At 64.9% G+C, this 25126-nt stretch carries 26 protein-coding genes; 13 read left to right on the forward strand and 13 right to left on the reverse strand.

The annotated features are described in order from the left end of the window. Positions 1-32: 32 nt before the first annotated feature. The 5 genes from arfB to F8R15_RS11570 all read left to right on the forward strand — a co-directional run bounded on the left by arfB (position 33) and on the right by F8R15_RS11570 (position 4690). Entirely contained in the window at positions 33-455 is a 423-nt protein-coding gene (gene arfB, locus F8R15_RS11550) for an alternative ribosome rescue aminoacyl-tRNA hydrolase ArfB (protein WP_075775325.1), read from the forward strand. After that, the gene (locus F8R15_RS11555; protein ID WP_152844667.1) at positions 445-1707 is read left to right on the forward strand and encodes an aspartate aminotransferase family protein; all 1263 of its coding nucleotides are present in this window, start codon (positions 445-447) and stop codon (positions 1705-1707) included. Before arfB ends, F8R15_RS11555 begins: the two co-directional genes overlap by 11 nt. After that, on the forward strand, positions 1704-2681 hold the full coding sequence (locus F8R15_RS11560; RefSeq protein WP_152844668.1) for a phosphotransferase enzyme family protein: 978 nt from the start codon (positions 1704-1706) through the stop codon (positions 2679-2681). The genes F8R15_RS11555 and F8R15_RS11560 overlap by 4 nt, the downstream gene beginning before the upstream one ends. Beyond that, entirely contained in the window at positions 2678-3121 is a 444-nt protein-coding gene (locus F8R15_RS11565) for an NUDIX hydrolase (protein ID WP_143593872.1), read from the forward strand. The genes F8R15_RS11560 and F8R15_RS11565 overlap by 4 nt, the downstream gene beginning before the upstream one ends. A gap of 87 nt (positions 3122-3208) precedes the next feature. Next, a complete protein-coding gene (locus tag F8R15_RS11570; RefSeq protein WP_368731040.1) occupies positions 3209-4690 on the forward strand; it encodes an inorganic phosphate transporter in 1482 nt (493 codons plus the stop codon). 4 nt (positions 4691-4694) lie between these two features. Here the strand turns inward: F8R15_RS11570 and pncB are convergent, their stop codons facing one another. Together pncB and pncA are read right to left on the reverse strand one after the other, a co-directional pair. Continuing rightward, positions 4695-6002 (reverse strand): nicotinate phosphoribosyltransferase, encoded by a 1308-nt coding sequence (pncB, locus tag F8R15_RS11575; RefSeq protein WP_152844669.1) that lies wholly within the window; start codon positions 6000-6002, stop codon positions 4695-4697. Positions 6003-6005: 3 nt separating this feature from the next. Beyond that, entirely contained in the window at positions 6006-6605 is a 600-nt protein-coding gene (pncA, locus tag F8R15_RS11580) for a bifunctional nicotinamidase/pyrazinamidase (RefSeq protein ID WP_152844670.1), read from the reverse strand. A 115-nt stretch (positions 6606-6720) separates the two neighbouring features. Here pncA and F8R15_RS11585 point away from each other — a divergent pair, with 115 nt between their 5' ends. Further along, positions 6721-7626, forward strand: a complete 906-nt coding sequence (locus F8R15_RS11585; RefSeq protein ID WP_152844671.1) for a rhodanese-related sulfurtransferase — start codon at positions 6721-6723, stop codon at positions 7624-7626. Here F8R15_RS11585 and F8R15_RS21460 read toward each other — a convergent pair. Continuing rightward, positions 7623-7787 (reverse strand): hypothetical protein, encoded by a 165-nt coding sequence (locus tag F8R15_RS21460; protein ID WP_157771528.1) that lies wholly within the window; start codon positions 7785-7787, stop codon positions 7623-7625. The genes F8R15_RS11585 and F8R15_RS21460 overlap by 4 nt on opposite strands. Positions 7788-7942: 155 nt before the next feature. Here F8R15_RS21460 and mbfA point away from each other — a divergent pair, with 155 nt between their 5' ends. The 5 genes from mbfA to F8R15_RS11610 all read left to right on the forward strand — a co-directional run bounded on the left by mbfA (position 7943) and on the right by F8R15_RS11610 (position 11870). Then, positions 7943-8920 (forward strand): iron exporter MbfA, encoded by a 978-nt coding sequence (mbfA, locus tag F8R15_RS11590; RefSeq protein WP_078541645.1) that lies wholly within the window; start codon positions 7943-7945, stop codon positions 8918-8920. A 126-nt stretch (positions 8921-9046) separates the two neighbouring features. Beyond that, positions 9047-9964, forward strand: coding sequence for an AEC family transporter (locus tag F8R15_RS11595; RefSeq protein ID WP_078550887.1), 918 nt, complete (start codon positions 9047-9049; stop codon positions 9962-9964). A gap of 10 nt (positions 9965-9974) precedes the next feature. Then, positions 9975-10805 carry an S-formylglutathione hydrolase gene (gene fghA, locus F8R15_RS11600; protein ID WP_098409679.1) on the forward strand — a complete coding sequence of 277 codons (831 nt, stop codon included), beginning with the start codon at positions 9975-9977 and terminating at the stop codon, positions 10803-10805. Further along, on the forward strand, positions 10802-11260 hold the full coding sequence (locus tag F8R15_RS11605) for a YaiI/YqxD family protein (protein ID WP_078522289.1): 459 nt from the start codon (positions 10802-10804) through the stop codon (positions 11258-11260). Before fghA ends, F8R15_RS11605 begins: the two co-directional genes overlap by 4 nt. Beyond that, the gene (locus F8R15_RS11610; RefSeq protein WP_152844673.1) at positions 11253-11870 is read left to right on the forward strand and encodes an HAD family phosphatase; all 618 of its coding nucleotides are present in this window, start codon (positions 11253-11255) and stop codon (positions 11868-11870) included. Before F8R15_RS11605 ends, F8R15_RS11610 begins: the two co-directional genes overlap by 8 nt. 42 nt (positions 11871-11912) lie before the next feature. Here F8R15_RS11610 and dxs read toward each other — a convergent pair whose 3' ends face one another. The 9 genes from dxs to F8R15_RS11655 all read right to left on the reverse strand — a co-directional run bounded on the left by dxs (position 11913) and on the right by F8R15_RS11655 (position 20335). Then, positions 11913-13835, reverse strand: coding sequence for a 1-deoxy-D-xylulose-5-phosphate synthase (dxs, locus tag F8R15_RS11615; protein ID WP_152844674.1), 1923 nt, complete (start codon positions 13833-13835; stop codon positions 11913-11915). Positions 13836-13854: 19 nt separating this feature from the next. Beyond that, a complete protein-coding gene (locus tag F8R15_RS11620; protein ID WP_152844675.1) occupies positions 13855-14721 on the reverse strand; it encodes a polyprenyl synthetase family protein in 867 nt (288 codons plus the stop codon). Beyond that, positions 14722-14958 carry an exodeoxyribonuclease VII small subunit gene (locus F8R15_RS11625; RefSeq protein WP_078522293.1) on the reverse strand — a complete coding sequence of 79 codons (237 nt, stop codon included), beginning with the start codon at positions 14956-14958 and terminating at the stop codon, positions 14722-14724. It lies immediately after the preceding gene. A 125-nt stretch (positions 14959-15083) separates the two neighbouring features. Beyond that, positions 15084-15479 (reverse strand): c-type cytochrome, encoded by a 396-nt coding sequence (locus F8R15_RS11630; protein ID WP_152844676.1) that lies wholly within the window; start codon positions 15477-15479, stop codon positions 15084-15086. Between the two features lie 349 nt (positions 15480-15828). Beyond that, on the reverse strand, positions 15829-16461 hold the full coding sequence (locus F8R15_RS11635) for a queuosine precursor transporter (protein ID WP_152844677.1): 633 nt from the start codon (positions 16459-16461) through the stop codon (positions 15829-15831). 86 nt (positions 16462-16547) lie between these two features. Continuing rightward, on the reverse strand, positions 16548-17477 hold the full coding sequence (locus F8R15_RS11640; RefSeq protein WP_152844678.1) for an esterase-like activity of phytase family protein: 930 nt from the start codon (positions 17475-17477) through the stop codon (positions 16548-16550). Then, complete coding sequence (gene mepA / locus F8R15_RS11645; protein WP_078550882.1) at positions 17450-18346, reverse strand: penicillin-insensitive murein endopeptidase; 897 nt, start codon at positions 18344-18346, stop codon at positions 17450-17452. The genes F8R15_RS11640 and mepA overlap by 28 nt, the downstream gene beginning before the upstream one ends. Continuing rightward, positions 18343-19698 (reverse strand): MFS transporter, encoded by a 1356-nt coding sequence (locus F8R15_RS11650; protein WP_078541654.1) that lies wholly within the window; start codon positions 19696-19698, stop codon positions 18343-18345. Before F8R15_RS11650 ends, mepA begins: the two co-directional genes overlap by 4 nt. A gap of 103 nt (positions 19699-19801) precedes the next feature. Beyond that, the gene (locus F8R15_RS11655; RefSeq protein ID WP_152844679.1) at positions 19802-20335 is read right to left on the reverse strand and encodes an acyl-CoA thioesterase; all 534 of its coding nucleotides are present in this window, start codon (positions 20333-20335) and stop codon (positions 19802-19804) included. Positions 20336-20462: 127 nt separating this feature from the next. Between F8R15_RS11655 and F8R15_RS11660 the strand changes: the two genes are divergently transcribed. Together F8R15_RS11660 and recQ are read left to right on the forward strand one after the other, a co-directional pair. Then, a complete protein-coding gene (locus F8R15_RS11660; RefSeq protein ID WP_075775346.1) occupies positions 20463-20762 on the forward strand; it encodes a YggT family protein in 300 nt (99 codons plus the stop codon). Continuing rightward, positions 20762-22825, forward strand: a complete 2064-nt coding sequence (gene recQ / locus F8R15_RS11665) for a DNA helicase RecQ (protein WP_152844680.1) — start codon at positions 20762-20764, stop codon at positions 22823-22825. The genes F8R15_RS11660 and recQ overlap by 1 nt, the downstream gene beginning before the upstream one ends. Here recQ and F8R15_RS11670 read toward each other — a convergent pair. Then, a complete protein-coding gene (locus F8R15_RS11670; protein ID WP_152844681.1) occupies positions 22822-25035 on the reverse strand; it encodes a response regulator in 2214 nt (737 codons plus the stop codon). The genes recQ and F8R15_RS11670 overlap by 4 nt on opposite strands. Positions 25036-25126: the final 91 nt, after the last annotated feature.

A 25126-nucleotide genomic window follows, 5' to 3' on the forward strand; every position in this document is an offset into this window, starting at 1 on the left:
CGTTTTTCGCAGCGTGAGCTAGCTTGTGGCCCATGCTGCGGATCAACGATCAGATAACCATCGAGGATTGGGAAATCACCGAAACCTTCACCCGGGCGCAAGGTCCGGGGGGGCAGAATGTGAACAAGGTCTCGACCGCGGTGGAGCTGCGCTTCGAGGCCGAACGCTCGCCGCACCTGCCGCAACCGGTGAAGAACCGCCTGCGCCGGATCGCGGGCCGCAGATGGACCAGCGACGGCGCGCTTCTGCTTCTGGTGCAGGACACGCGCAGTCAGGCGCGCAACCGCGAGATCGCGCGCGACCGCCTCGCCGAGATGATCCGCAAGGCCTGCGAAAAGCCCAAGAAGCGCATCCCGACCCGGCCCACGCTCGGCTCGAAGAAGCGGCGGCTGAAGGCGAAGGCGATTCACGGCGAGAAGAAAGCGCTGCGCGGGAAGGTCTCGGATGGGGAATGATCTTTTGGCGCGGCGCGAACGGCTTCTGGGGCCGAACGTGCCGACCTTCTATGCACGCCCGGTCGAGATCGTGCGGGGGCAGGGCAGCTCGCTTTTCGACACCGACGGCCAGCGCTACCTCGATGCCTATAACAACGTTGCCCATTGCGGCCATTGCCATCCGCGCATCGTGAAGGCGATCTGCGAGCAGGCCGCCACGCTCAACACCCACACCCGCTATCTGCATGAGGGTATCCTCGATTATGCCGAGGCGCTGCTGGGCAAGTTCGGCTTTGACGGCCAGCTTCTGATGACCTGCACCGGGTCCGAGGCCAACGACGTTGCGCTGCGCATGGCGCAGGCGGTGACCGGCAAGCGCGGCTTCATCGCGACCGACAACACCTATCACGGCAACACCACCGCCGTGGCGCATCTCTCGACGCGGCGCCCGCCGATCGGGGGCTGGCCGGACCATATCCGCCGGGTGCCTGCGCCCGACAGCCTCGCGCCTCTGGGCGGATCGCTTGAGGCGCAGCCCGAGGCCTTTGCGGCGAATGTGGCCCAAGCAATTGCCGAGCTGGAAGAGAGCGGCCACGGCTTCGCGGGGTTCATGCTCTGCCCGATCTTCGCCAATGAAGGGATGCCCGGCATCGCGCCCGGTTTCCTCGACCCGACGGTCGAGGTGATCCGCCGCGCGGGCGGGCTGATCCTGTGCGACGAGGTGCAGCCTGGTTTCGGCCGGATCGGTTCGCATTTCTGGGGCCACGAATGGCTGGGCTTCACGCCCGACGTGGTCACGATGGGCAAGCCGATGGGCAATGGTCATCCGGTCGCGGGCTTGGTGGCGAAGCCCGATGTGATGGCCGCGTTCCGCGAGGCCTTCGGCTATTTCAACACGTTCGGCGGCAATCCCGTCTCGGTCGCAGCCGCGATGGAGACCTTGCTTGTGATCGAAGACGAAGGTCTGCAGGAGAACGCGGCGCAGGTCGGCGACTACCTTCTGCAAGGGCTGCGCGAGCTGTCCCATCCGCTGATTGCTGAGGCGCGCGGCTTGGGTTTTTTCCTCGGGATCGAGCTTGCGCAGGACGGCGAACCCGCCAGCGAAGCCGCGGGCCGGATCGTCGAAGCGATGCGCGAGCGCCATGTCTTGATGGGCCGGGTGGGCCGGGCACAACACATTCTCAAGATCCGCCCGCCGATGGTCTTCACCCGCAGCGATGCCGATGAAATGCTGGAGAAACTTGCGCAAAGTTTCGAGGAGCTTCCGGCATGATTTCGGACGAGACCGCACAGGCGTTGGCGGACTCCGCCCTCTATTCCTGGGGGCAGACGAGCGCGCCCCCGCGTCTGGTGAAGAACCGCGAGAATATCGTCTTCGAGGCGCATCTGAAGGATGGCCGCCACGTCGCGCTGCGGCTGCACCGTCCCGGCTATCAGGGCCGCGAAGGGATCGAGGCCGAGTTGCGCTGGTGCGAAAGCCTCGCCGATCAGGGGATGCCGGTGCCGCGCCCGGTGCGTGCGCTGAACGGGGCGCTGACGGGCAGCGTGCGCAACCGCGTCACCTCCTGCGTGGAATGGCTGGATGGCGCGCCGATCGGCGCGGGCGATCAGCCGCTTTCCGGCTCGCCCGAGGCGGTGCGCGCCGAGGCTCATGCGCTGGGCCGCCTTATCGCGCAGCTGCACATCAGCAGCGATGCCGCGCCGCCCGATGGGTTCGACCGGAACCCGTGGGATGGCGAGGGGTTTCTGGGGGAGCGTCCGCTTTGGGGACGTTTCTGGGAACATCCTCAGCTTTCGGAAGTTGAGGCCGCAACGCTGTCTTCGGGCCGCGATCTTGCGCGTGCGCTCTTGGCGCAGGCGCAGGATTACGGTCCGATCCACGCCGATTGCTTGCGTGAGAACGTGTTGTCGACCCCGGATGGGCTGGCGCTGATCGACTTCGACGATTGTGGGCCGGGCTATCGGCTTTACGACCTTGCGACGGCGCTGGTGCAGGGCTGGGGCGACCCGCTTTGGGGCGAACAGGCGGCGGGGCTCGTCGAGGGCTATCGCAGCCTGCGCTCGCTTCCGCCCGATCAGGAGGCACTTCTGCCGCTTTTCGTGGCGCTGAGAGCCTTTGCGTCTGCTGGCTGGATTGTGACCCGGGCATCGGGTTCCGATCCGCGCCAAAGACTATATTTAGAGCGTGCGCTTGAACTCGCACAGCATTTGGAGAACCGTACGCCGCCATGGGAGACCAGTCGATGAAATGGGCGAAATCCGTCGCGAAGGGCTTGCTGGGGTATCGCCCCGCCTCTTTGCAGGTGGGGGCGCTCTGTCTGCGAATCCGAGACGGCAAGACCCAGGTCCTTCTGATCACCTCGCGCGACACCGGGCGCTGGGTGATCCCGAAAGGCTGGCCGATGCGCGGCCGCTCGCTGTCCGGCGCGGCCAAGCAGGAGGCATGGGAAGAAGCCGGGGCGGTCGGCAAGATCGACAAGGAGCCCGCTGGGGCGTTCCGCTACGACAAGGTTCTCGATAGCGGCTTGGCGACGCCCACCGATGTCGTGGTCTTCCCGATGCGGGTCGAGACCCTGATGAAGTCCTTTCCCGAAGAGCATCAGCGCAAGCGCAAATGGTTCGCGCCGAAGCAGGCCGCGAAGCTGGTCGCGGAAGAGGGCCTGCAGAAGCTTTTGCGCAAGCTCTGAGCCCGAAAGCCGTCGAACGCCTTGTCACAACGGGTCAAACCCGTTACCCCGCGCGGGTTCTGACAATTAGATGACAGGTTCGTGACGGTGGCCAATCAAGACAACGAGTCCCGCGTCAATCAGTGGAAAACGCTCGACAAGGATCTCAAGCGGATCGGGCGCGTCGAAAGTGCCGGGCAATTCGTGGCGCGCGGCATGGTCGCGCCGGGGATCGCGCTGGCCTTCATCGTGCTCGTCGGTCTGGTGGCCGCCGTGTTGGTGGGCGGGCAGCCCGGCCAGTTAGTGGTGATCGCCGCCGCCGCGATCGGGGCCTATATGGCGCTGAACATTGGCGCCAATGACGTCGCCAACAACATGGGCCCCGCCGTGGGCTCGCGCGCGATGACGCTGATCGGGGCGCTGATCGTCGCGGCCATCTTCGAAAGCCTCGGCGCGCTCGTCGCGGGCGGTGATGTCGTCAAAACCGTCGCAAAGGGCATCATCGATCCGACCGCCTTGCCCGATTCCGGGCATTTCGTCTGGGCGATGATGGCGGCCCTGCTGGCAGCGGCCCTGTGGCTGAACCTCGCGACATGGCTCGGCGCGCCGGTCTCGACCACCCATTCCATCGTCGGCGGTGTCGTCGGCGCGGGCATCGTGGCCGCGGGCTTCGGGGCTGTCGATTGGGTCTCGATGGCGAAGATCGCGGCAAGCTGGGTGATCTCTCCGGTGATGGGCGGCGTGATCGCGGCCGCCTTCCTCGCGCTGATCAAGACGAAGGTGATCTATGTCGACGACAAGATCGCCGCCGCGCGCCGCTGGGTGCCGATCCTGATCGGGATCATGTCGGGGGCCTTCGCTGCCTATCTCGCGCTCAAGGGCCTCAAGCACCTGTTCAAGATCACGATTGTTGAAGCGGTCCTGATCGGCCTCGTCGTCGGTGTCATAGGATGGCTCGTCACGATCCCGATGATCCGCCGCCAGTCCGAGGGGATGGAGAACCGCAAGAAGTCGCTCAAGACGCTGTTCGGCCTGCCGCTCGTCGTCTCTGCCGCGCTGCTGAGCTTCGCCCATGGCGCGAATGACGTCGCCAATGCGGTCGGCCCGCTCGCGGCCATCGTGCACACGGTCGAGCAGGGCGATATCGCGGCGCAGGTCGGCATCCCGTTCTGGGTGATGGCCGTGGGCGCGCTGGGGATTTCCGTCGGCCTGCTCCTGTTCGGACCCAAGCTGATCCGCCTCGTCGGCAACGAGATCACCAAGCTCAACCCGATGCGCGCCTATTGCGTGGCGCTCTCGGCGGCGATCACGGTGATCGTGGCGTCGTGGCTGGGCCTGCCGGTCTCCTCGACCCATATCGCGGTCGGCGGCATCTTCGGCGTCGGCTTCTACCGCGAATGGCATGCCGAGAAACGCGCCCGCGAGCTGGGCATCCGCAAGGGCAAGCCCGTCCCGCCGGAAGAGCGCAAGCGCCGCCTGCTGGTGCGCCGCTCGCATATGATGACGGTGGCCACGGCGTGGATCGTCACGGTGCCGGCCTCGGCCGCGCTCTCGGCGGTGGTCTACCTGATCCTGAACGCGATCACCTGACCGCTCAGACCATGACCTTCATCGCCTGCTGCTGGCCGACCTCGAAGACGCGCTTGTAGCGGGCGATCTCGTCCTCCGGGCCCATCGCCTTCGCGGGATTGTCCGACAGCTTCACCGTCGGGCGCCCATCGGCCTCGACCGCTTTGCACACAAGGCTGAACGGCGCGAGCGCGTCATTCGGCACCAGCCCGCGGAAATCGTTGGTCAGCAGCGTGCCCCAGCCGAAGCTGACCTTCACCCGACCGGCGAACTGCGCGTGCAACTCGCGGATCTTGTCGACGGTCAGCCCGTCCGAGAAGATCACCAGCTTCTGGCGCGGGTCTTCGCCGCGCGCTTTCCACCAGTCGATCGCGATCTCCGCGCCCGTCGCCGGGTCGCCCGAATCGATGCGGATACCGGTCCAGCCCGCCAGCCAATCCGGCGCGTGGTCGAGGAAACCCTTCGTGCCATAGGTGTCGGGCAGAATGATGCGCAGATTGCCGTCATGCTCTTCGTGCCAGTCGGCCAGCACCTTGTAAGGCGCCTTCGCCAGCTCCGTGTCGCTATTGGTCAGCGCCGCATAGACCATCGGCATCTCATGCGCGTTGGTGCCCACCGCTTCGATGTCGCGCCGCATCGCGATCAGGCAGTTCGAAGTGCCGGTGAACGCGCCGCCTTCGGAGATGTCACCCAGCCCTTCGAGCATCGCCTGCACGCACCAGTCCTGCCACAGGAAGCTGTGCCGCCGCCGGGTGCCGAAATCCGCGATCCGCAGATTGTCCAGCTCGCGCAGTGCCTCGATCTTCTCCCAGACCTTCGTCATCGCGCGCGCATAGAGCACCTGCAGCTCGAAACGCCCCATCGTGTTCAGCACCGCGCGGCCGCGCAGCTCCATCAGGATCGCGAGCGCCGGGATCTCCCAGAGCATCACCTCGTGCCACTTGCCCTCGAAGGTCAGCTCATATTGCCCGTCGCGCTTCTCCAAGTGGTAGGGCGGCAGTTGATAGCCCTCGAACCACTCCATGAAATCCGAGCGGAACATCTGCCGCTTGCCGTAGAACGTGTTGCCGCGCAGCCAGGTGCTCTCCCCGCGCGACAGTTTCAGCGAGCGCGCATAGTCCAGTTGCTCGCGCAGTTCCGCCTCGTCGATCAACTCCGCCAGCCGGATCGACTTGCTGCGATTGATCAGGCTGAACTTGACCCTCGTCTCCGGCTTGTTGCGGAAAATCGACTGACACATCAAAAGCTTGTAGAAATCCGTGTCGATCAGAGACCGCACGATCGGGTCGATCTTCCACTTGTGGTTATAGACGCGGCTCGCGATGTCGACCATGGATCAGGCCTCCAGCTTCACACCGGCAGAGCGCATCTCGCTATGCGCCTCCTGCAGCGACCCATCGAGGGCGATCGCTCGGCAGGCGCTTTCGATCACGGTCGCGCGGAAACCCAGCTTCGCCGCATCCAGCGCCGACCACGCGACGCAGAAATCGGTGGCGAGCCCCACGAAGGTCAAATCCTCGACGCCCCGGTCACGCAGGTAGCCCGCAAGCCCGGTCGGCGTCTTGTGGTCGTTCTCGAAGAAGGCCGAATAGCTGTCGACGCCGCGCCGGAACCCCTTGCGGATGATCAGCTGCGCCCGGTCCACGGCGAGATCGGGATGGAACTCCGCCCCTTTGGAACCTTGCACGCAATGATCGGGCCAGAGCGTCTGCAGCCCGTACTCCATATGCACCTGCGTGAAGGGGGCGGCCCCCTCGTGCTGGCTCGCGAAAGAGGCGTGATCCGCGGGGTGCCAATCCTGCGTCAGAACCACGCTGTCGAACTCGGTCATCAGCGTGTTCACGCGCGCCACGATCTCGTCGCCCCCCGATACCGCCAGCGCGCCGCCGGGGCAGAAATCGTTTTGCACGTCGATCACGATCAGGGCTTTGGTCATCACTTTACCTCCCGCAGGGTTTTCCCATGGGTAGGCCGCGCACCCCCTGTGGTCAACGGCATGGATGCGTAACGGCTCTTGCCTAACGCCCCCGCACGGCGCTAATGCGGGGCCCATGTTCACCGTTGCCGCGCTTTACCATTTCACCCGGTTCGAGTCCCCCGAGGCCCTGAAGGCCCCGCTGGCGAAGATCGCCTGCGCGCATGGCGTGAAAGGCTCGCTCCTGATCGCGCGCGAAGGGATCAACGGCACCATTGCAGGCACCCGTGAAGGGATCGACGCGGTGCTGGCGCATATCCGCAGCTTGCCGGGCTGTGCCGATCTGGAATGGAAGGGAAGCGCGGCCGAGGAGATGCCCTTCGGCAAGATGAAGGTGCGGCTCAAGCGCGAGATCGTCACGATGGGCGAGCCCGATATCGACCCGAAAGCCCGCGTCGGCCATTACGTCGAGCCGCAGGACTGGAACGCGCTGATCTCCTCGCCCGACACGGTCGTGATCGATACGCGCAACGATTACGAGATCGAGATCGGCACTTTCGAGGGGGCCATCGACCCCGGCACGAAATCTTTCCGCGAATTTCCGCAATGGTGGCGCGACAATGCGCATCGCTTCCACAACAAGCGCGTCGCGATGTTCTGCACCGGCGGTATCCGCTGCGAGAAATCGACGAATTTCCTGCTCTCGGAAGGGGTGCCCGAGGTCTATCACCTCAAAGGCGGCATCCTGAAATATCTCGAGGACATGCCTGAAGACGGCTCGCTCTGGCAGGGCGACTGCTTCGTCTTTGATCAGCGCGTGAGCCTGCGCCACGGGCTGAAACAGGGCGATTACGACAGCTGTCACGCCTGTCGCCGCCCGGTCTCCGCGGAAGACAAGCGCCATCCCGATTACGAGGAAGGCGTCTCCTGTCACCGCTGCGTCGGCGAGTATTCCGATGCCGATCGCGACCGCTTCCGCGAGCGCGAACGTCAGATGCGCCTCGCCGCCGAGCGGGGCGAAGCGCATCTCGGACGCGATTAATTATCCGCGCAGACCTGCGTCAGATCGTTGCAGCCTTGCGTGACGGTCGGAGCCCCGGTGGTCGGGAAGTCCAGACGCGGCAGCGAGAAATCCCCGACGCCAGCCGATGCGGCGGTTGCGCCAAACACAGACAGAACAAGGGCGTAAGCGAGACGTTTCATAGCGGTTCTCCATAACTGAACTACTTGGTTCGGAATTGAATATGAACCGTTCGGTTCGGAAATCAAGCCTAAATGAACTGAACAGTTCGAAATACTGCCTTGCGCTGGACGCAACTCTGCATATTTTAGAACCGTTCTAAAAAAGAGGGCCTCCCATGCTTCCCGGTTTCGCGTCACGCCGCCGTTTCGACGATCTCACTGAACAGGAAGTGCTTGCGCTCGCGATCTCCTCCGAGGAGGACGACGCCCGCATCTATCGCCAATATGCCGAACATCTGCGCACCGAATATCCGGCCTCCGCGAAGATCTTCGACGAGATGGCGAAAGAGGAAGACGAGCATCGCCGCCTCCTGATCGCCCGGCACACGGACCGCTTCGGCGATGTGATTCCGCTGATCCGCCGCGAGCATGTCGCAGGCTTCTACAATCGCAAACCGATCTGGCTCACGAAGAACCTCTCGCTCGACACGATCCGCGGCGAGGCCGAGGCGATGGAGCGCGAGGCAGGCAAGTTCTACACGCTCGCGGCCCAGCGTAGCTCCGATGCCAGCACGCGCGAGTTGCTGGGCGATCTCGCCGCTGCCGAACTCGGTCACGAGCAAAAGGCCGAAGAGCTGACCGGCACGCATCTGCCCGAGAGCGAAAAGGAAGAAGAGGACCGCCAGGCCCATCGCCAGTTCATCCTGACCTGGGTGCAACCGGGGCTCGCCGGGCTGATGGACGGCTCGGTCTCGACCCTCGCGCCGATCTTCGCCACCGCCTTCGCGACCCAAAACCCGTGGACGACTTTCCTCGTGGGCCTCGCGGCCTCGGTCGGCGCGGGCATCTCGATGGGCTTCACCGAGGCCGCGCATGATGACGGCGTGATCTCGGGCCGCGGCTCGCCGATCAAACGCGGCATCGCCTCGGGCGTGATGACGATGCTGGGCGGCCTTGGCCACGCGCTGCCCTACCTGATCCCCGATTTCTGGACCGCGACCACCATCGCGATCATTGTCGTGTTCATCGAGCTTTGGGCCATCGCCTGGATCCAGAACCGCTTCATGGAAACGCCCTTCCTGCGCGCGGCCTTCCAGGTCGTGCTCGGCGGCGCGCTGGTCTTCGCAGCCGGTGTCTTGATCGGCGGCGGCTGACGCCGCCCTGCGCTTTGCCTTCGGCTTGGAATAAATATCCCCGCCGGAGGCATCCCGGCCTCTCCGCAGGGCTAACGTTTCATTCCATAGCTGGCACTTGCCAAAACCGCATGCTAGCCCTTGGCCATGCTTGAGATCTTTCTTAAGACCTTGCCCTTTTTCGCCCTGATCGGGCTTGGCTGGTTCGCCGGACAGATCCGCTTTTTCACCGCCGAGGCGACCGCGTGGCTGACGAAATTCGTCTTCTACTTCGCGCTCTCGGCGATGCTGTTCAAATTCTCCGCCAATCTCGATCTGGCCGCGCTCGTCGATCCGCAGTTCATCCTCGCCTATCTGACCGGATCGGGCGCGGTCTGGCTGATCACTTTCGCCGTCGCCAAGGCGCGCAAGCTGCCCACCGCGCTTTCCGCGATGGAGGCGCATACCTCGATGACCGGCAATACCGGCTTTCTCGGCGTGCCGATGCTGGTGGTGCTGCTGGGACCGGCAGCGGTGGGGCCGGTCTTGATGGTGTTGAGCTGCGATCTGATCGTGTTCTCCTCGATCATCACGATCTTCATAACCGCAGCGCGGCACGGGAAGGTCTCGCTCGCGCCGATCGCGCTGGGGCTGGTGAAGAACCCGATGATCGTCTCGATGGTGGCGGGGCTCGCCTGGGCCGGGCTGAAACTGCCGATGCCGGGCCCGCTTTCGGAGTTCATGACGATCCTCGGCGCCGCCGCCACGCCCGGCGCGCTGTTCGCCATCGGCGCGTCGCTAGCCGGCAAATCGGCCGAGAAGCCCGCGCCCGCCGTCTGGCTTTCCTTCGGCAAGCTCTTCCTGCACCCGGCCGCCATCGCGATCACGTCGCTGCTGATCTTCGATGTCGACCCCTTCGCGGCGGGTGTGATGATCGCCGCCGCCGCCCTTCCCGTCGCGGGCAATGTCTATATTCTGGCGCAGCATTTCGGGGTGGCGCCGCAGCGCGTCTCGGCCGCCATCCTCGTCTCGACCGCTGTCTCGATCCTCACGGTTCCGGCGGTTATCCATTGGGTTCACGGCTAAGGAGGCTTTGATGAAAACGATCTCGGAAAACCGCTGTTTCGGAGGCGTCCAAGGCGTCTACTCGCACGCGTCGAAGGTCAATGATTGCGAAATGACCTTCGGGCTGTTCCTGCCGCGCGAGGCCGAGGACGGGCCGGTGCCGGTGCTGTGGTATCTCTCGGGGCTGACCTGCACCCATGAGAATGCGATGACCAAGGCAGGCGCGCAGGCGTTTGCGGCCGAGCATGGGATCGCGCTCGTGTTCCCCGACACTTCGCCGCGCGGCGAGGGCGTGGCCAACCACGAGGATTACGATCTGGGCCAAGGCGCGGGCTTCTATGTCAACGCGACGCAGGACCCGTGGGCGCCGCATTTCCGGATGTGGGATTACATCGCCGAGGAACTGCCGAACGCTATCGACGCCGCCTTCGAAATCGACCCCGAGCGGCAGGCGATCACCGGCCATTCGATGGGCGGGCACGGTGCGCTGACGCTGGCGATGTCGCTGCCCGAGCGTTTCCGCTCGGTCTCGGCCTTCGCGCCGATCGCGAACCCGACGCAAAGCGACTGGGGTCGCAAGCAATTCAGCGCCTATCTGGGCGACAACGAGGCCGCATGGGCCGCGCATGACGCGACGCTTCTGATGCGCGAACGCGGGTTCGACGGCGAAGTGTTGATCGATCAGGGCGGCTCGGACCAGTTCCTCGACCTGCTGAAGCCCGAGGCGCTGGCCGAGGCGATGGCAGCGCGCCGTCAGCCCGGCACCTTCCGGATTCAGGAAGGTTACGATCACAGCTACTATTTCGTCTCGACCTTCATTCCCGATCACATCGAGTTCCACGCCGAGGCGCTCTGGGCGTGATCTGGGTCGACGCGGATGCCTGCCCGGTGAAGGCCGAGGCCGAGAAGGTCGCGACCCGTCTCGGCGTCAAGCTGATGCTTGTCTCCAATGGCGGGCTGCGGCCCTCGCCCAATCCGCTGGTCGAGATGGTCTATGTCGATCAGGGGCCGGACGTGGCCGATATGTATATCGCCGAGCGGGCGACGGTCGGCGATGTGGTGATCACGAACGACATTCCGCTGGCGGCGAAATGCGTCGAGGCCGGCGCGCGGGTGCTGCGCCCCGATGGCGAGGCGCTGACCCCCGCCAATATCGGTAACGTCCTGGCGACACGGGATTTGATGGCGGACCTGCGCTCCGCCGATCCGTTCCGGCAGGGCGGCGGCAAGCCGTTTTCCAAGGCCGACCGGGCGCGGTTCTCGGATGCGCTCGACCGGGTCGCGCGGGCGGCAGCAAGAGAGGTTAAGAATGGTTGAGGCAGTTATCTTCGATATCGGTAACGTGCTGATAGAATGGCAGCCGGAGCGGCATTACGACCGGATCATGCCGCGCGAGACCCGCGAGCAGATGTTCGCGGAGGTCGATCTGCACGGCATGAATGACGAGATCGACCGCGGCGCGCCGTTCCGCGAGACGATCTACGCATGGGCCGAGAAATACCCGAGCTGGCGCGATGCGATACGGCGCTGGCACGATGACTGGATCGAGATGGCAGCCCCCGAAATCCCGCATTCGCTGCGCTTGATGAAATCCTTGCAGGCCAAAGGGATGCCGGTTTTCTCGCTGACGAATTTCGGGATTCAAAGCTACGATTTCGCGGCCACGCATTACCCGTTCCTGCGCGATTTCGACCGCGATTTCATCTCGGGCCATATGGGCGTCACGAAGCCCGACCCGAAGATCTATCAGATGGTCGAGGACGCGTCGGGGCTGTCCGGCTCGGATCTGATCTTCACCGATGACCGCGCCGACAATATCGCGACGGCGCATACCTTCGGCTGGAAGACGCATCTGTTCGACGGGCCGGAGGGCTGGGCGCGGCGGCTGGTCGAGGAAGGGCTGCTAGAGGAGGCGGAGGCCGCATAAGTCAAACTTATGCAGCCGCCGCGAAAATAAGGAAAACTTATCTCAGGCGCGTTTCGCGACCGCGACGCCCAGAAGCTCGAGCACCTTCGACTCGATCTGCGGCGCATCCATGCCTGCCGAGTGATACATGTCCTCGGGCGAGGCGTGGTCGATGAACGTGTCGGGCAGGACCATCGAGCGGAACTTGAACCCGTGATCGAAGACGCCCTGCTCCGACAGGTATTGCGCGACATGGCTGCCGAAGCCGCCGATCGCGCCTTCCTCGATGCAGATCAGCGCCTCGTGCTCGGCCACAAGCCGGTCGATCAGATCGGTGTCGAGTGGTTTGACGAAACGTGCATCGGCGACGGTCGGCGCAAGGCCGCGGGCCTGCAGCGCCTCGCGCGCTTTCAGCACTTCGGCCAGACGGGTGCCGTAGGACAGGATCGCGACGCGCGCGCCTTCCGCGATCATCCGGCCCTTGCCGATTTCCAGCGGCACGCCTTCTTCGGGCATGTCGACGCCCATGCCTTCACCGCGCGGGTAGCGGAAGGCGATCGGGCCGTCGTTATATGCTGCGGCGGTGGCGACCATATGAACCAGCTCGGCCTCGTCGGCGGCGGCCATTACGACCATGCCGGGCAGCGAGGACATGAAGCCCACATCGAACGAGCCCGCATGGGTCGCGCCATCCGCGCCGACCAGACCGGCGCGGTCGATGGCGAAGCGCACGGGCAGGCGCTGGATCGCGACGTCGTGGACGATCTGGTCGTAGCCGCGCTGCAGGAAGGTCGAGTAGATCGCGCAGAACGGCTTCATCCCCGAAGCGGCGAGCCCGGCGGAGAAGGTGACGGCATGCTGCTCGGCGATGCCCACGTCGAAACAGCGGCGCGGATAAACGCCCGCGAATTGCTTCAGCCCCGTGCCGTCGGGCATGGCGGCGGTGATGCCGACGATCTTCTCGTCCTTCGCCGCTTCCTTGATCAGGCTTTCGGCGAAGACCTTGGTGTAGCTCGGCGCGTTGGAGGGCGATTTCTTCTGCTCGCCGGTGCTGAGATCGAATTTCGCGGTGGCATGGCCGCCATCGGGGCGGTTCTCGGCCGGGCCGTAGCCCTTGCCCTTCTTCGTTACCGCGTGGATCAGGACCGGGCCGGTCGCGCGGGCTTTGAGCGTGCGCAGCAGCGGCAGCAGCTGGTCGAGGTCGTGGCCGTCGACCGGGCCGACATAGGAGAAGCCCAGCTCTTCGAACAGGGTGCCGCCCATGGCGATACCCTTGAGCATTTCCTTCGCCCGGCGCGCGCCTTCCTGGAACGGAACGGGCAGCAGGCCGACCGCGCCTTTGGCGGCGGATTTCAGGTCCTGCAGCGGGGCCTCGGAGTAAAGCCGGGTGAGGTAGCTCGACAGCGCGCCGACGGGCGGGGCGATCGACATCTCGTTGTCGTTGAGCACGACGAACATGCGTTTGCCCAGATGACCCGCGTGGTTCATCGCCTCGAAAGCCATGCCGCCCGACATCGCGCCGTCACCGATCACGGCAATCGCGTCGCCGGTCTCGGCGCCCAGCTCGCGGCCCATCGTGAAGCCGGTCGCGGCCGAGATCGAGGTGGAGCTATGGCCCGCGCCGAACGGATCGTAGGGCGACTCGGAGCGCTTGGTGAAGCCCGACAGCCCGCCCTTGGTGCGCAGCGTGCGGATGCGGTCGCGGCGCCCGGTGAGGATCTTGTGCGGGTAGCACTGGTGGCCCACGTCCCAGACGATCTTGTCGCGCGGTGCGTCGAACACGGCATGCAGCGCGACCGTCAGCTCGACCACGCCCAGACCCGCCCCCAGATGCCCGCCGGTTTGCGAAACGGCCGAGATGGTCTCGGCGCGCAATTCGGTGGCGAGCGTTTTCAGCTCGGGATCGGAAAGGCCTTTCAGATCGGACGGCAGTCGCACCTTGTCGAGGAGCGGCGTGGCCGTTTGGTCGTTCGGGTTATCGCTCATTGGCTGCCCCCTAGGCGCGCTACATCTCGCGGGAGATAACGAAACGCGCAGCGGCCCGCAAGTTTTCCGCTTCCTCGCCGTAAGGCGAAAGCGCGTCTATGGCTTGCTCGATCAGCTCGCCCTCCCGAAGCCGCGCGCCGGCGAGGCCGAGCAGCGAGACGAAGGTGGCTTTGCCGGCCTCGGCATCCTTGCCGACCCGTTTCCCGGCGGCCTTTTCGCAACCCGTCACATCTAGGATGTCATCGTGAATTTGAAAGGCCAGACCGACCGCATCGGCGAAATCGCTCAGGGGGCCCTCGTCCTCGCCCGCGAGGATCGCGCCGGTGCGCGAGGCGAACGAGATCAGCGCCCCGGTCTTGCCCGCCTGCAGCGCGGTGATCTGGCTGAGCGAGAGCGGATCGGTGGCACTTTCCGCCGCGATGTCGAGCGCCTGACCGTGGCCCATGCCAGCCGCGCCGGAGGCTTTCGCGAGCGCAAGGCTGAGGGCGACGCGCCGCTCTGCCGGGCCGAGGACGGGGTCGGCGCAAAGCTCGAAGGCAAGCGTCTGCAACACGTCGCCGGTCAGCACGGCGGTGGCCTCGTCCCATTTCACGTGGATCGTCGGCTGGCCGCGGCGCAGATCGTCGTCATCCATGCAGGGCAGGTCGTCATGCACGAGGCTATAGGCGTGCAGCGCCTCGACCGCGGCGGCGGCGGGCATCGCCTGCGCCTCCGGGATGCCGAAGATCGCGGCGCTTTCGATTGCGAGGAAGGCGCGCAGACGTTTGCCGCCCTGCAGCGCGTAATGCATCGGTGCGCGCAGCGGCCCCTCGGGCTGGCGCGCCACGGCGGCATCGAGCGCGACCTGAACGGTCGTCTGCACCTCTTTCAAACGGGAGGTGAACATTTACAGACCTTCGGCGGGGGTCGTGCCTTTCGGAGCGCCGTCGGCATTGAGCGTGATTTTCTCCACGCGCGCCTCGGCCTCTTTCAGAAGCTTGGCGCAATGCTCTTTCAGCTTGGCGCCGCGCTCATAGAGTTTGATCGACTCGTCCAGGGGCACGTCGCCATGTTCCAGTTTGCCCACGACTTCCTCGAGAGCCTTCATCGCCTCTTCGAAGCTCAACGCGTCAATATCGCTCATCAATCTGCATTCCCGGTGATATGTCGTCCAATAAGGCTCTGACGCCCAGGTTCCTGCAAACCATATCCGGCTCGCGGAGTCGAGATCACCCCGCGAGACCGGTGCTGTCGTGAACGTCTTATCGCCTATTTCTGAAGCGACTCGAGATATGTCGCGAGTGAAAGGACGCGCCCGCGCGTGGCCAGGACGTCGGTGTAATACGGCGCACCATGCCCGCCCTGTTCCATGAACACATCGCCGAAGACCGGCATCGGCCCGCCATGCGCACGCACGCCTGTGCGTCCGTCGATGATGTGGATCGCCTTAAGCATCGGGAACTCGCCGTCATTGGCGGCGGCAAGACCGGTCAGATCGGCGGGTTTCACGTTCAGATATTCGGCCATCGGCCCGGCGCCCGTGCCATCGTCGCCATGACAACTGGCGCAATATTGGCCGTAGAGAGCTTTGCCGACATCGCCGTCCTGAGCGATGGCCGGGGTCGCGGCGAGACATGCCGCAGCGATGAGGTAAGTGAAGCGCATAGTGTCCTCCCACACAAGTTGACGCATAGGAAGGTTGGGCGCGAAATGAAGCCGAGTCGATGATCGACGTCAATGACGAAGGGCGCCCCTTTTTGCTAAGGAACGCCCCACGAAAAGGGCCATCTCTGTTCGAGATGGCCCTCCGAGATCTACGGAGATGGTCCGGTTAGGGTCCGAAGGATCCAGCCGTCCCAGTCAGGGTTCTTTGCCCCAGGGTTTGCCCTCAGGCCACGGCCCCCCTCACTGTCCCGACACCTCTCTCCACTATCACTCTAGACACTGGACCACCTCCTTTCATGCGTTGCCGTTATCCACAGCGTGCCACAGATTTTGTGTGTGGCAAGAAAAATTACGCAATCCTTGGAGAAAGTTTCGTAACAAGTGCCTTGAAAGGCAGCAGTGCGATCAAAGTCAGGGCAAGTTTGACAAGCCAGTCTGCGGTGGCCAGCGACACCCAGAGCGGCACCGTCGGCCCGAAGCCCAACAGGGGCAGGGTTTCATTGGCCCAGGACACGTCATTCGACGGCTCGAGGAAGATGAGCGCGCTCGAGAAGGCGATCGAGAAGAAGATCAGCGTATCGAGCGACGCGCCGATCAGGGTCGAGACTGCGGGGGCACGCCACCACACGCCGTCGCGCAGCTTGTCGAAGACGAAGATGTCGGTCATCTGCGCCACGAGGAAGGCCGCGCCGGAGCCGAGTGCGATGCGCAGCGTGACGGCCGGATAGGTGTAGCCGTCGCCCTGCAGCATGATCTGGCTGCCGATGAGCGAGCAGATCACGCCCACGACGAAACCGGCGGCGACCACGCGGCGCGCGGCGCCCGGGCCGTAGACGCGGTTCATCACGTCATTCACGAGGAAGGCGAAGGGGTAGGTGAAGGCGCCCCAGGTCAGCCAGTCGCCGACGAGGAATTGCACCAGGATGTTCGAGGCCACGACGATGATGGCCATGGCAATGATGCCAGGAATGTAGCGGGTCATGATGTTCAACCGTTTTTACATGGTAGCGGAGACATGGCCCGGACCGTCCGGGCAAGGGCGCGCGATACGCGCTCGAACGCGTTGCGTCAATCCTTTTTGGCGGTGCGGCGCGTCTCAGGCAGGACGTATTCCACGATCTCGGTACGCTGCAGGAACCGGAAATTGTCGTCGGAGATCATCGTCAGGCGGATCGCGCCGCTGTCGTCGCGCCAGACCGCGAGGCCTTCGAGATTGTCGTGACGCCCCGCGCCGGTTTCCAGAAGAACCTCGCCGCCCGAGATCGAGTCGCCGTTGATGTCGAAGACCTGAACGCGCGTCCGAAACCCCAGAAGCCCCCAGAAGTCGCGCTCCAGCAGGTAGAAGCGGCCATCGGGGCCGAAATCCGCACCGACCGGCAGCCAGTTATCGGAGCGCGGGATGGCGAAGGGTTGATCCCATTTGCCGTCCCGATAGCGCCAGACCGGGTAGGGCCTGTCTTTCGCGCCCGAGCGTTCGGGCATTGTGTAGAGCGTGCCCTGATCGTCGATCGCCAGCGCCTCGAGCGAGGAGTTGTTCTGCATCTTCGCAAAGGCATCCGGGCGTGGCAGCAACTCGGCGGGACCGCCATCGGTCGGAAAATGCGACACCCGCGCGAGCCCCTCGAAGGAGATATAGACCGAACCGTCCGGCGCCAGCGCCAAGCCTTCGCTGTCACCCAGATGACGGGTCAACGCCGCGCCCTTGGAGCTATGAAGCCAGTTCGGCCCTTGGGTGACCCTCACGTCCTTGATCTGGCCGGCTGCGTCGCGATCGAGATGCCCGCGCCAGATGGTCGTGCGATCCGACTGGGTGACGAAATCGCCTCCGTCCGGCCCCAGCTCAAGCCCTGAAAACCCGCCGAAGACGAATACGCCCGGCATGGTCCAGTGATAGCTTTGCAGGAATTGCGCGCGGGGATGCGGCCCGGCGGGCGCGAGCCCTCCGAGAATGGCCAGCCCCGCTCCTGCAATCAGCGCGAGGTAAGGACGGCGCGGCATTGGTTGGGAAGGTCAGACATGACGTAGGTTTTGGCGTTTTTCTTCGGCGGCCCTTTCGGCTTGGGCTTGGCCGCGGTCTTCGGAGGGTTGAGATAATCGGTCACCCACCAGTTCAGCGTGTCGTCACAGCCATCGCCGCCTTTCGACAGCTGCGCCACGGTCGGCTTCTGCGTCTCGCAATAGCGCGCACCGGGCGGGCATTTCAGGCGGACGTGGAAATGCGTGTTGTGGCCATACATCGGGCGGATCTTCTGCAGCCATGCGCGATCGTTGCGCGGCACCGTGTTGCACATCGCGATCTTCACGGCGGCGGCGACGAAGATGCGATCCACGCGCGGATCGGCAGCGGCGTGGCGCATCAGCGCGAGATGCTGCGGCGTCCAGTTGGAATTGGTGTGGCGCTGATCGGCGGTGCGCACCGAAATCGAGGAGATTTTCTCCCGCTGGGTGCGGCTGAGATTCAGGTTCGTCGCGGGCAGCATCCAGATATCGGCATCCAGCCCGATCTGGTGGCTCGCATGGCCGCCCGTCATGGGACCGCCGCGCGGCTGTGAAATGTCACCGATATAGAGCCCGTTCCAGCCCGGCAGCGAGGCCGCGTAGCGCGACAGATCCTGCAGGTAGGTCAGCATCGCGGGCTGACCCCAGTTGCGGTTGCGCGACAGCCGCATCGCCTGCCAAGTCGGCCCGCTCTCGGGCATGCGCTGCAGGCCTGCGGCGCAGCCACGCGAGTAAAACCCGATGGCCGAAGGCGCCTGCGCCGACGCGTTCGCCTTGGAGCCGAAAAGTTGGCGGGCGAGCGGTTCGGCGAATGTGGGCGCAGAAATGAGGCTGAAAGAAAGAGCGGCGACGAGAAATTTCGCGATCATGATGAGGGGGGTCCTTCGGGCGCAGGGTCTCCGTGACTTCTCACGAATCCTAGCAGGACCAGCCCCAAAAGCAAAAGAACGATGATCGGTGTGATGCCCGTCGACTGATTTCCGCTTATCTGCGTCGTGATCCCGATCGCGAGCGGGGCGATGAAGGCGGTGGCCTTGCCCGAAAGCGCGTAGAGGCCGAAATGCTCGGTGATCTTTTCCGGGTCGGCTTGGCGGACCATCATCGTGCGCGAGGCCGATTGCAGCGCGCCGCCGCAGGCCCCGATCATCCCGCCCAGCACCATGAAGGCGATGTCGGGCAGTTTGCTGTCGGGGGTGACGGCCATGCCGAAGACGCTTTCGCGCGAGATCATCACGATGCCGATCACCACCAGCGTCAGCACGACCAGCGAGGTGATGATCACCGTGCGCGGGCCCCAGCGGTCATCGGCCTTGCCGCCGAGCCACGCGAAGGTCGCCCCGGTGATCGTGCCGAGGATGCCGAACAGGCCGATCAGCGTGATCGACCAGTTCAACACGCCCGCCGCATAGAGCCCGCCGAAGGTGTAGATGCCGTTGAGCGCGTCGCGGTAGAACATCGAGCTGAGCAGGAACGAGGTCAGCGAACGCCGACGCGGCAGCGCCTTCAGTGTCGCGCGCAGTTCCGGCCAAGCGCCGCGCAGCGCCGTGCCGATGGGCAGCGCGTCCGGTTTGCGCGGCTCGCGCACCCAGAAGAAGAAGGGGATCATGAAGACAGCGTACCAGATCGCGGTGAGCGGCCCGACCGCGCGGGTATCCTCGCGCGTGGCGACGTCGAGGCCGAAGAGCGGGTCGATCCCCAGCATCGTCTTGCCGGTCGTCGGGCTCGCCTGCAGCAGCAGAAGCATGATGAACAGCGTGATCATCCCGCCGATATAGCCGAACGCCCAGCCCGAGCCGGAGATGCGCCCGATCTCTTCGCGGGGCCCGAGGTCAGGCAGGATCGCATTGGTGAAGGTGGTCGCGAATTCCATGCCGATCATGCCGATGGCGAAGCTGATCATGATCGCCATCAGCTTGAAATCGCCCGGCACCGCGTACCACAGCCCCCACGCGCCCAGCACATACATCACCGAGAAGACCCAGATGAACGGCATTCGCCGTCCCGAGCGGTCGGCGACCGCGCCGAGGAAGGGCGAGCCGAGCGCGATCAGGATCCCGGCGATGCCGACGCCGTAGCCCCAGACGGTCTGCGCCGCCGTGCCCGAGCCCATCAGGTCTTTTACGAAGGGCGCGAAGATGAAGGTGACCAGCAGCGTGTTATAGGGTTGGCTCGCCCAGTCGAAGAACCACCAGCCCCAGATGCGTTTCTTCGCCGTGATCATGTCGCCCTCTCCCCGCCGCGCCAGTAATTGCGGCGATCAAGCCCGAAAAGGGACGATCTGGCAAGGGTTTCGACGGGTTAGGCAGGCCGCGCTGGCGGCAGTGTTACATCTGCGGCGGCCAGGGGCGCTTGTGATCGGCCTCGGCCCAGGCGGTCACGAATTCGGGAAGTGGTGGCGAGGTCGCGTCCTGCCCCATCTCGGCCAGAACCTGCGCGGGCGGGATCATACCTTTCTTGGAGGTTACCGCCCCGCGGATCAGCACATGCGAGGTGCAGTCTCCGTCCTTCGTGAACATCGCATGCTCGAGCCAGATCCAGCGATCGTCCCAGCCGAGGCAACGCGAGCGCATCTCGAATTTCTGGAACGCCTGCACCCGGCGGCGATACCGCGTGGTGTTCCCGGCGACCACGATGCCCCATTTGTTGCGCTTGAGCGCGCCCCAGAGTCCGGTGCGGATCGCGAGCGGAATCCGCCCCAGATCGAAAAGCGTCAGCGTGCGCCCGTTGTTGAGCTCCATCCACAGGTCGATGTCCCACGGCCAGCAGATGTGCTGGCTGACATGGGTGCCCGTGATCGGCAACGCCGGGGCGTTGCGGAACTTCACGATCTCTTTGGCCATGCGGATAACGGGATACATGCGCCCAGAGGTGCTGCGCCGCAGCGGGGCGGTCAAGAGAGACGTTACGGAAAATGCGCGCCAGCCTGCGGTTGCAATGGGGCTGCGCCTCGCTTACCTGTCTTTGCGATCCAAAGCGGAGGTTTCGATGGTCACGCTCTTTCAGGCCCTGGTGCTGATCCTGAACGTCATCTGGTTCGTCATGATCGCCCATATCATCATGAGCTGGCTTATCAATTTTCAGGTGCTGAACCTGCGCCAACCCTTGGTGGCGCAAATCTGGTTCGGCCTGAATAACCTGCTGGAGCCGATCTACGGGCGCATCCGGCGCTTCCTGCCCGACACGGGCGGGCTCGATCTGGCGCCGCTGGTGGCCTTCATCATCCTGATCATCATCCGTCAGGCGCTGTTCAACAACGCGGCCTTCTTCTACGGCAACAGCTTCTGATGCCAGCGGCTGCGGCAGCCGAAGCCCCCGCAGAGCTACTGGCGCGGGTCTGGGGGTTCGACGCCTTCCGGCCCGGTCAGGAAGAGATCGTGCGCGCGGTGATCGACGGCCATAACGTGCTGGCGATCATGCCGACGGGTGGCGGGAAATCCCTGTGTTATCAATTGCCTGCGCTGGCGCGCGAGGGCGTTACGGTGGTGATTTCGCCGCTGATCGCGCTGATGCGCGATCAGGTCCGCGCGTTGAAGCAGGCCGGCGTCGAGGCGGGTGCGCTGACCTCGGGCAATACCGAGGAGGAGACCGAAGAGGTCTTCACCGCGATCGACGAGGGGCGGCTGAAGCTTCTCTATATGGCGCCCGAACGTCTGGCCTCGGGCGGGGCTCAGCATCTGCTGAAGCGCGCAGGCGTCAGCCTGATCGCGGTGGACGAGGCGCATTGCGTCAGCCAATGGGGTCATGATTTCCGCCCCGATTACCTGCGCATCGGCGAGTTGCGCCGCAGCCTCGGCGTGCCGCTCGCGGCTTTTACCGCGACCGCCGACGAGGAAACCCGGACCGAGATCGTCACACGCTTGTTCGACGGGCAGCCCCCCGAGAGCTTCCTGCGTGGCTTCGACCGGCCGAATATTCACCTCGCCTTTTCCCCGAAAGATCAACCGCGCCAACAGATTTTGCGTTTCGCCTCGGCGCGCAAAGGGCAATCCGGCATCGTCTATTGCGGCACGCGGGCGAAGACCGAGAGTTTGGCCAAGGCGCTGAGTGAGGCCGGGCATCTGGCCTGTCACTATCACGGCGGGATGGAGGCCGATGACCGCCGCGCCGTCGAGACCCGCTTTCAGCAGGAAGACGGGCTGATCGTGGTCGCGACGGTGGCCTTCGGGATGGGCGTCGACAAGCCCGATATCCGCTGGGTCGCCCATGCCGATCTGCCCAAGAGCATCGAGGCTTACTATCAGGAGATCGGTCGCGCGGGCCGGGATGGCGCTGCCGCCGAGACGCTAACGCTTTACGGGCCCGACGACATCAAGCTGCGGCGGTCCCAGATCGACGAGGGGCTCGCCCCGCCCGAGCGCAAGGAGGCCGATCACGGACGTCTGAACGCGCTGCTGGGTCTGGCTGAGGCGACCGAATGTCGCCGGGTGAAGCTGCTGCGCTATTTCGGCGAAGAGGCCGCGCCCTGCGGTCATTGCGACCTGTGCGACACGCCGCCCGAGGTGTTCGACGGGACCGAGGCCGTGCGCAAGGCGCTGTCCGCCGCGCTGCGCTCGGAAGAACGGTTCGGCGCGGGACATCTGATCGAGATCCTGTTGGGCTCGCAGACCGACAAGATCAAGCAATGGGGCCATGACAAGCTGCCGACCTACGGGGTCGGGCGCGATCTGAGCCGTCCGCAATGGCAGGCGGTGTTCCGGCAGATGATGGGGCATGACCTGATCCGCCCCGACGCGGCGCGGCACGGCGCGCTGGTGATGACCCAGACCGCCCATCCGATCCTACGCGGCGAGCAGTCGATCACCCTGCGCCGCGATCTGGTGGCGAAGGCGAAGACCAAGCATGTGGTGCGGACGCTGGTGAGCGACGACGACGCGCCGCTGCTGTCGGCGCTGAAGGCGAAGCGGCGCGCGCTGGCCGAGGCGCAGGGCGTGCCCGCCTATGTCGTTTTCACCGACCGAACCCTGATCGAGATGGCCGAGAAACGCCCCGGAACGCTCGACGAGATGGCCGGGATCAGCGGTGTCGGTGCCAAGAAGCTGGAAAGCTATGGCGCGGAGTTTCTGGAGGTGATCGCGGGCGCGGTCGAGGAGATGCACCCGCTGCGCCGCAAGCTGGCAGGCTCGACCGAGGGGGAGATTTACGACCGGCTGGCCGATGCGCAGCGGGGATTGGAACGCGGCGCGGATGGTTATGATCGCCCGCTCTCCTGCTCGGCCTCGACGATCCGCAAGATCGCCGAAACGAAGCCGCGCTCGCGCGATGATCTCGCCCGGATTTCGAACCTGCCCGAGGCGAAGCTCGACCGCTTTGCCGAGGCGTTTCTGGCGGTGCTGGCCGACTACCGCTAAACAAGTTGGTCGATCGCGGGGGGGCGCGCATCTGCGGGGCGGTCCGACAGGATGCGTTCGGTAATCTCACGCTTTTTCAGGGGCTTGGTCAGGTAGTGGTCGATCCCGGCAGCGAGGATACCTTCGCTGTCGCCCTCCATCGCGTGGGCGGTGAGCGCGCAGATCGGCACATGCGCGGAGCCTTCCGCGGCCCGGATTTCGCGCGCCGCCTCGAGCCCGTCCATGCCGGGCATCGAGATGTCCATGAAGATCAGATCGGGTTGGAAGCTGCGCCACAGCGCGACCGCCTCGTGGCCGTTATTGGCGAAGCGCAGATCGATATCGAGATCTTTCACCATCTTGGAAAAGACCAGTTGATTGGTGCGGTTATCCTCGGCGGCGAGCACGCGCATCGCGCGCCGCTCGGTCGGCTCTGGCGGCGGGCCGGGGGGCAGCGGTTCGGGCCTCGCTTCGGCCGCCCGCGACAGGTGCTGCAATGCCCGGAACAGCTCTGAGCGCAGCACCGGTTTTTGCAGGCAGCCGGTGATACCGTCACCCATTGCGGTCTTCGCAGCCTCGGGATCGGAACTGAGCAGCAGGATTGGCACGTCGCCGCCATCCGCCCGCAGCCTCTGCGCCAGTGCGACCCCGTCGAGCGCGGGCATTTGGTGATCGGTCAGTATCACGTCGAAGGCGCTGCCATCCTCGATCACCTGCAACGCCTCCTCTCCCGAGCGGCACAGCGTCACCTCCAGCCCGTAGGTCTGCAATTGCCGCTCCAGAATGACGCGATTGACCAGAAGATCGTCGACCACCAACGCCGCGCGCAGCGTGATCGGCGGGGAGGGGGCGTCGATCGGCTCGACCGGTTCGGCGCGGGGCAGCACGATCTTCAGGCCGAAACACGAGCCTTCGCCGGGCGCGCTGTCCACCCAGACCTCGCCGCCCATCAACTCCACCAGTTGGCGGGTGATCGCGAGGCCGAGCCCGGTGCCTTCGAATTTGCGATTGGTCTCGGCCTCGACCTGATTGAACTCGCCGAAGACGTGATCGAGCAGCTCGGGCGCGATTCCGATGCCGGTGTCTTCGACGGTGATATGCAGCTCGTAATGACCGGCCTCGCTTTCGACCCCCACGACGCGGGCGAGGACGTGACCGGCATCGGTGAATTTCACCGCATTGCCCAGAAGGTTGGTCAGGATCTGCCGCATCCGTCCGGGATCGGCCTCGAACCTTGTGGGCAAGAACAGGTCGTAATCCACCAGCAGCTTCACCTCGCGGTCCTTGGCGGAGGGCTGCAACAGCACCATCACCTCGTGCAGGCACCGCTCCAGATCGAAGGGTTCGGGGTAAAGCCGCATCCGCTCCGCCTCGATCTTCGAGTAATCCAGCACGTCGTTGATGATGGTCAGAAGCGCCTCGCCCGACGACCGGATGGTCTCGGCGAACAGGCGCTGTTCCTCGGTCAGATCGGTCTCGGCCAGCAGGTCCGCCATGCCGACGACGCCGTTCATCGGGGTGCGGATCTCGTGGCTCATATTGGCGAGGAAGGCGGATTTCGCGCGGTTCGCCGCCTCTGCCCGGTCTCGGGCTTCGCGCAGTTCGACCTCGCGCGCGACGGCGCCGGTGATGTCCTGCGCAAAGGTGACGAGATCGCCCTGCGCGCCCCATGTGTCGTTGAGCCGGAACCAGCGGCCATCTTGCGTGCGCAGCTCCATCGGGGGAATTTCGGTGCGGCGGATGCGTTCGCACATCTCGAAATGCCAATCGAGCGGGTCGCGCCCCTGCAGGTCAAAGAAGCCGCTCTCTGCCGCGATGCGCGTCACTTCGTCATAGGAGACGCCGGGGCCGATCGCGATTTCCCCTTCGAAGAAGGCCAGAAACAGTTCGTTGGCGGCGACGAGGCGCAGATCGCTGTCGAAGACCGCGAAGCCGTCCGAGATCGAATTGACCGCATGCCAGAGCCGTGCCTGCGCGATCTGGGCGAGCGAATTGGCCCGCTCGAGATCGTTGCGCACGCGGCTGTTCTCGCCCAGCAGGGTTTCGCGTTCGCTGAGCGCACGGGCGAGGCCTTCGCGCTGCTCCACCACCTGATCGGAGAGCATGCGCGCGTGCTGGGCCAGCTTCTGGTTGGCGGCGAAGAGCTCCTGGCGCTTCTGCTCCAACAGCTTTTCCGCCGCGAGCCGTCCGCGGCGTTCCTGTGCCAGTTTCTCTGCGATCGCCTTGTGCATGGACGCGGCAAAGCCCCCCGTATGGTCAGGGAGGCAGAGTTGCAGTGCTGCGTGAAAGGCGGGTTAACCGCGATGAGGGGCGGGCGGAAAA

The organism is Thioclava sp. JE_KL1 (assembly GCF_009296265.1).
Lineage (GTDB): Bacteria > Pseudomonadota > Alphaproteobacteria > Rhodobacterales > Rhodobacteraceae > Thioclava.

Excerpts from the sequence above, each read along its gene's own strand:
- F8R15_RS11620 (WP_152844675.1), bottom strand. The coding sequence starts at position 14,721 with ATGTTCACCTCCCGTTTGAAAGAGGTGCAGACGACCGTTCAGGTCGCG.
- pncB (WP_152844669.1), bottom strand. The coding sequence starts at position 6,002 with ATGGTCGACATCGCGAGCCGCGTCTATAACCACAAGTGGAAGATCGAC.
- fghA (WP_098409679.1), top strand. The coding sequence starts at position 9,975 with ATGAAAACGATCTCGGAAAACCGCTGTTTCGGAGGCGTCCAAGGCGTC.
- F8R15_RS11610 (WP_152844673.1), top strand. The coding sequence starts at position 11,253 with ATGGTTGAGGCAGTTATCTTCGATATCGGTAACGTGCTGATAGAATGG.
- F8R15_RS11635 (WP_152844677.1), bottom strand. The coding sequence starts at position 16,461 with ATGACCCGCTACATTCCTGGCATCATTGCCATGGCCATCATCGTCGTG.
- arfB (WP_075775325.1), top strand. The coding sequence starts at position 33 with ATGCTGCGGATCAACGATCAGATAACCATCGAGGATTGGGAAATCACC.
- F8R15_RS11560 (WP_152844668.1), top strand. The coding sequence starts at position 1,704 with ATGATTTCGGACGAGACCGCACAGGCGTTGGCGGACTCCGCCCTCTAT.
- F8R15_RS11555 (WP_152844667.1), top strand. The coding sequence starts at position 445 with ATGGGGAATGATCTTTTGGCGCGGCGCGAACGGCTTCTGGGGCCGAAC.
- mepA (WP_078550882.1), bottom strand. The coding sequence starts at position 18,346 with ATGATCGCGAAATTTCTCGTCGCCGCTCTTTCTTTCAGCCTCATTTCT.
- F8R15_RS11585 (WP_152844671.1), top strand. The coding sequence starts at position 6,721 with ATGTTCACCGTTGCCGCGCTTTACCATTTCACCCGGTTCGAGTCCCCC.
- pncA (WP_152844670.1), bottom strand. The coding sequence starts at position 6,605 with ATGACCAAAGCCCTGATCGTGATCGACGTGCAAAACGATTTCTGCCCC.
- F8R15_RS11565 (WP_143593872.1), top strand. The coding sequence starts at position 2,678 with ATGAAATGGGCGAAATCCGTCGCGAAGGGCTTGCTGGGGTATCGCCCC.
- F8R15_RS11630 (WP_152844676.1), bottom strand. The coding sequence starts at position 15,479 with ATGCGCTTCACTTACCTCATCGCTGCGGCATGTCTCGCCGCGACCCCG.
- recQ (WP_152844680.1), top strand. The coding sequence starts at position 20,762 with ATGCCAGCGGCTGCGGCAGCCGAAGCCCCCGCAGAGCTACTGGCGCGG.
- dxs (WP_152844674.1), bottom strand. The coding sequence starts at position 13,835 with ATGAGCGATAACCCGAACGACCAAACGGCCACGCCGCTCCTCGACAAG.
- F8R15_RS21460 (WP_157771528.1), bottom strand. The coding sequence starts at position 7,787 with ATGAAACGTCTCGCTTACGCCCTTGTTCTGTCTGTGTTTGGCGCAACC.
- F8R15_RS11595 (WP_078550887.1), top strand. The coding sequence starts at position 9,047 with ATGCTTGAGATCTTTCTTAAGACCTTGCCCTTTTTCGCCCTGATCGGG.
- F8R15_RS11655 (WP_152844679.1), bottom strand. The coding sequence starts at position 20,335 with ATGTATCCCGTTATCCGCATGGCCAAAGAGATCGTGAAGTTCCGCAAC.
- mbfA (WP_078541645.1), top strand. The coding sequence starts at position 7,943 with ATGCTTCCCGGTTTCGCGTCACGCCGCCGTTTCGACGATCTCACTGAA.
- F8R15_RS11650 (WP_078541654.1), bottom strand. The coding sequence starts at position 19,698 with ATGATCACGGCGAAGAAACGCATCTGGGGCTGGTGGTTCTTCGACTGG.
- F8R15_RS11625 (WP_078522293.1), bottom strand. The coding sequence starts at position 14,958 with ATGAGCGATATTGACGCGTTGAGCTTCGAAGAGGCGATGAAGGCTCTC.
- F8R15_RS11660 (WP_075775346.1), top strand. The coding sequence starts at position 20,463 with ATGGTCACGCTCTTTCAGGCCCTGGTGCTGATCCTGAACGTCATCTGG.
- F8R15_RS11670 (WP_152844681.1), bottom strand. The coding sequence starts at position 25,035 with ATGCACAAGGCGATCGCAGAGAAACTGGCACAGGAACGCCGCGGACGG.
- F8R15_RS11640 (WP_152844678.1), bottom strand. The coding sequence starts at position 17,477 with ATGCCGCGCCGTCCTTACCTCGCGCTGATTGCAGGAGCGGGGCTGGCC.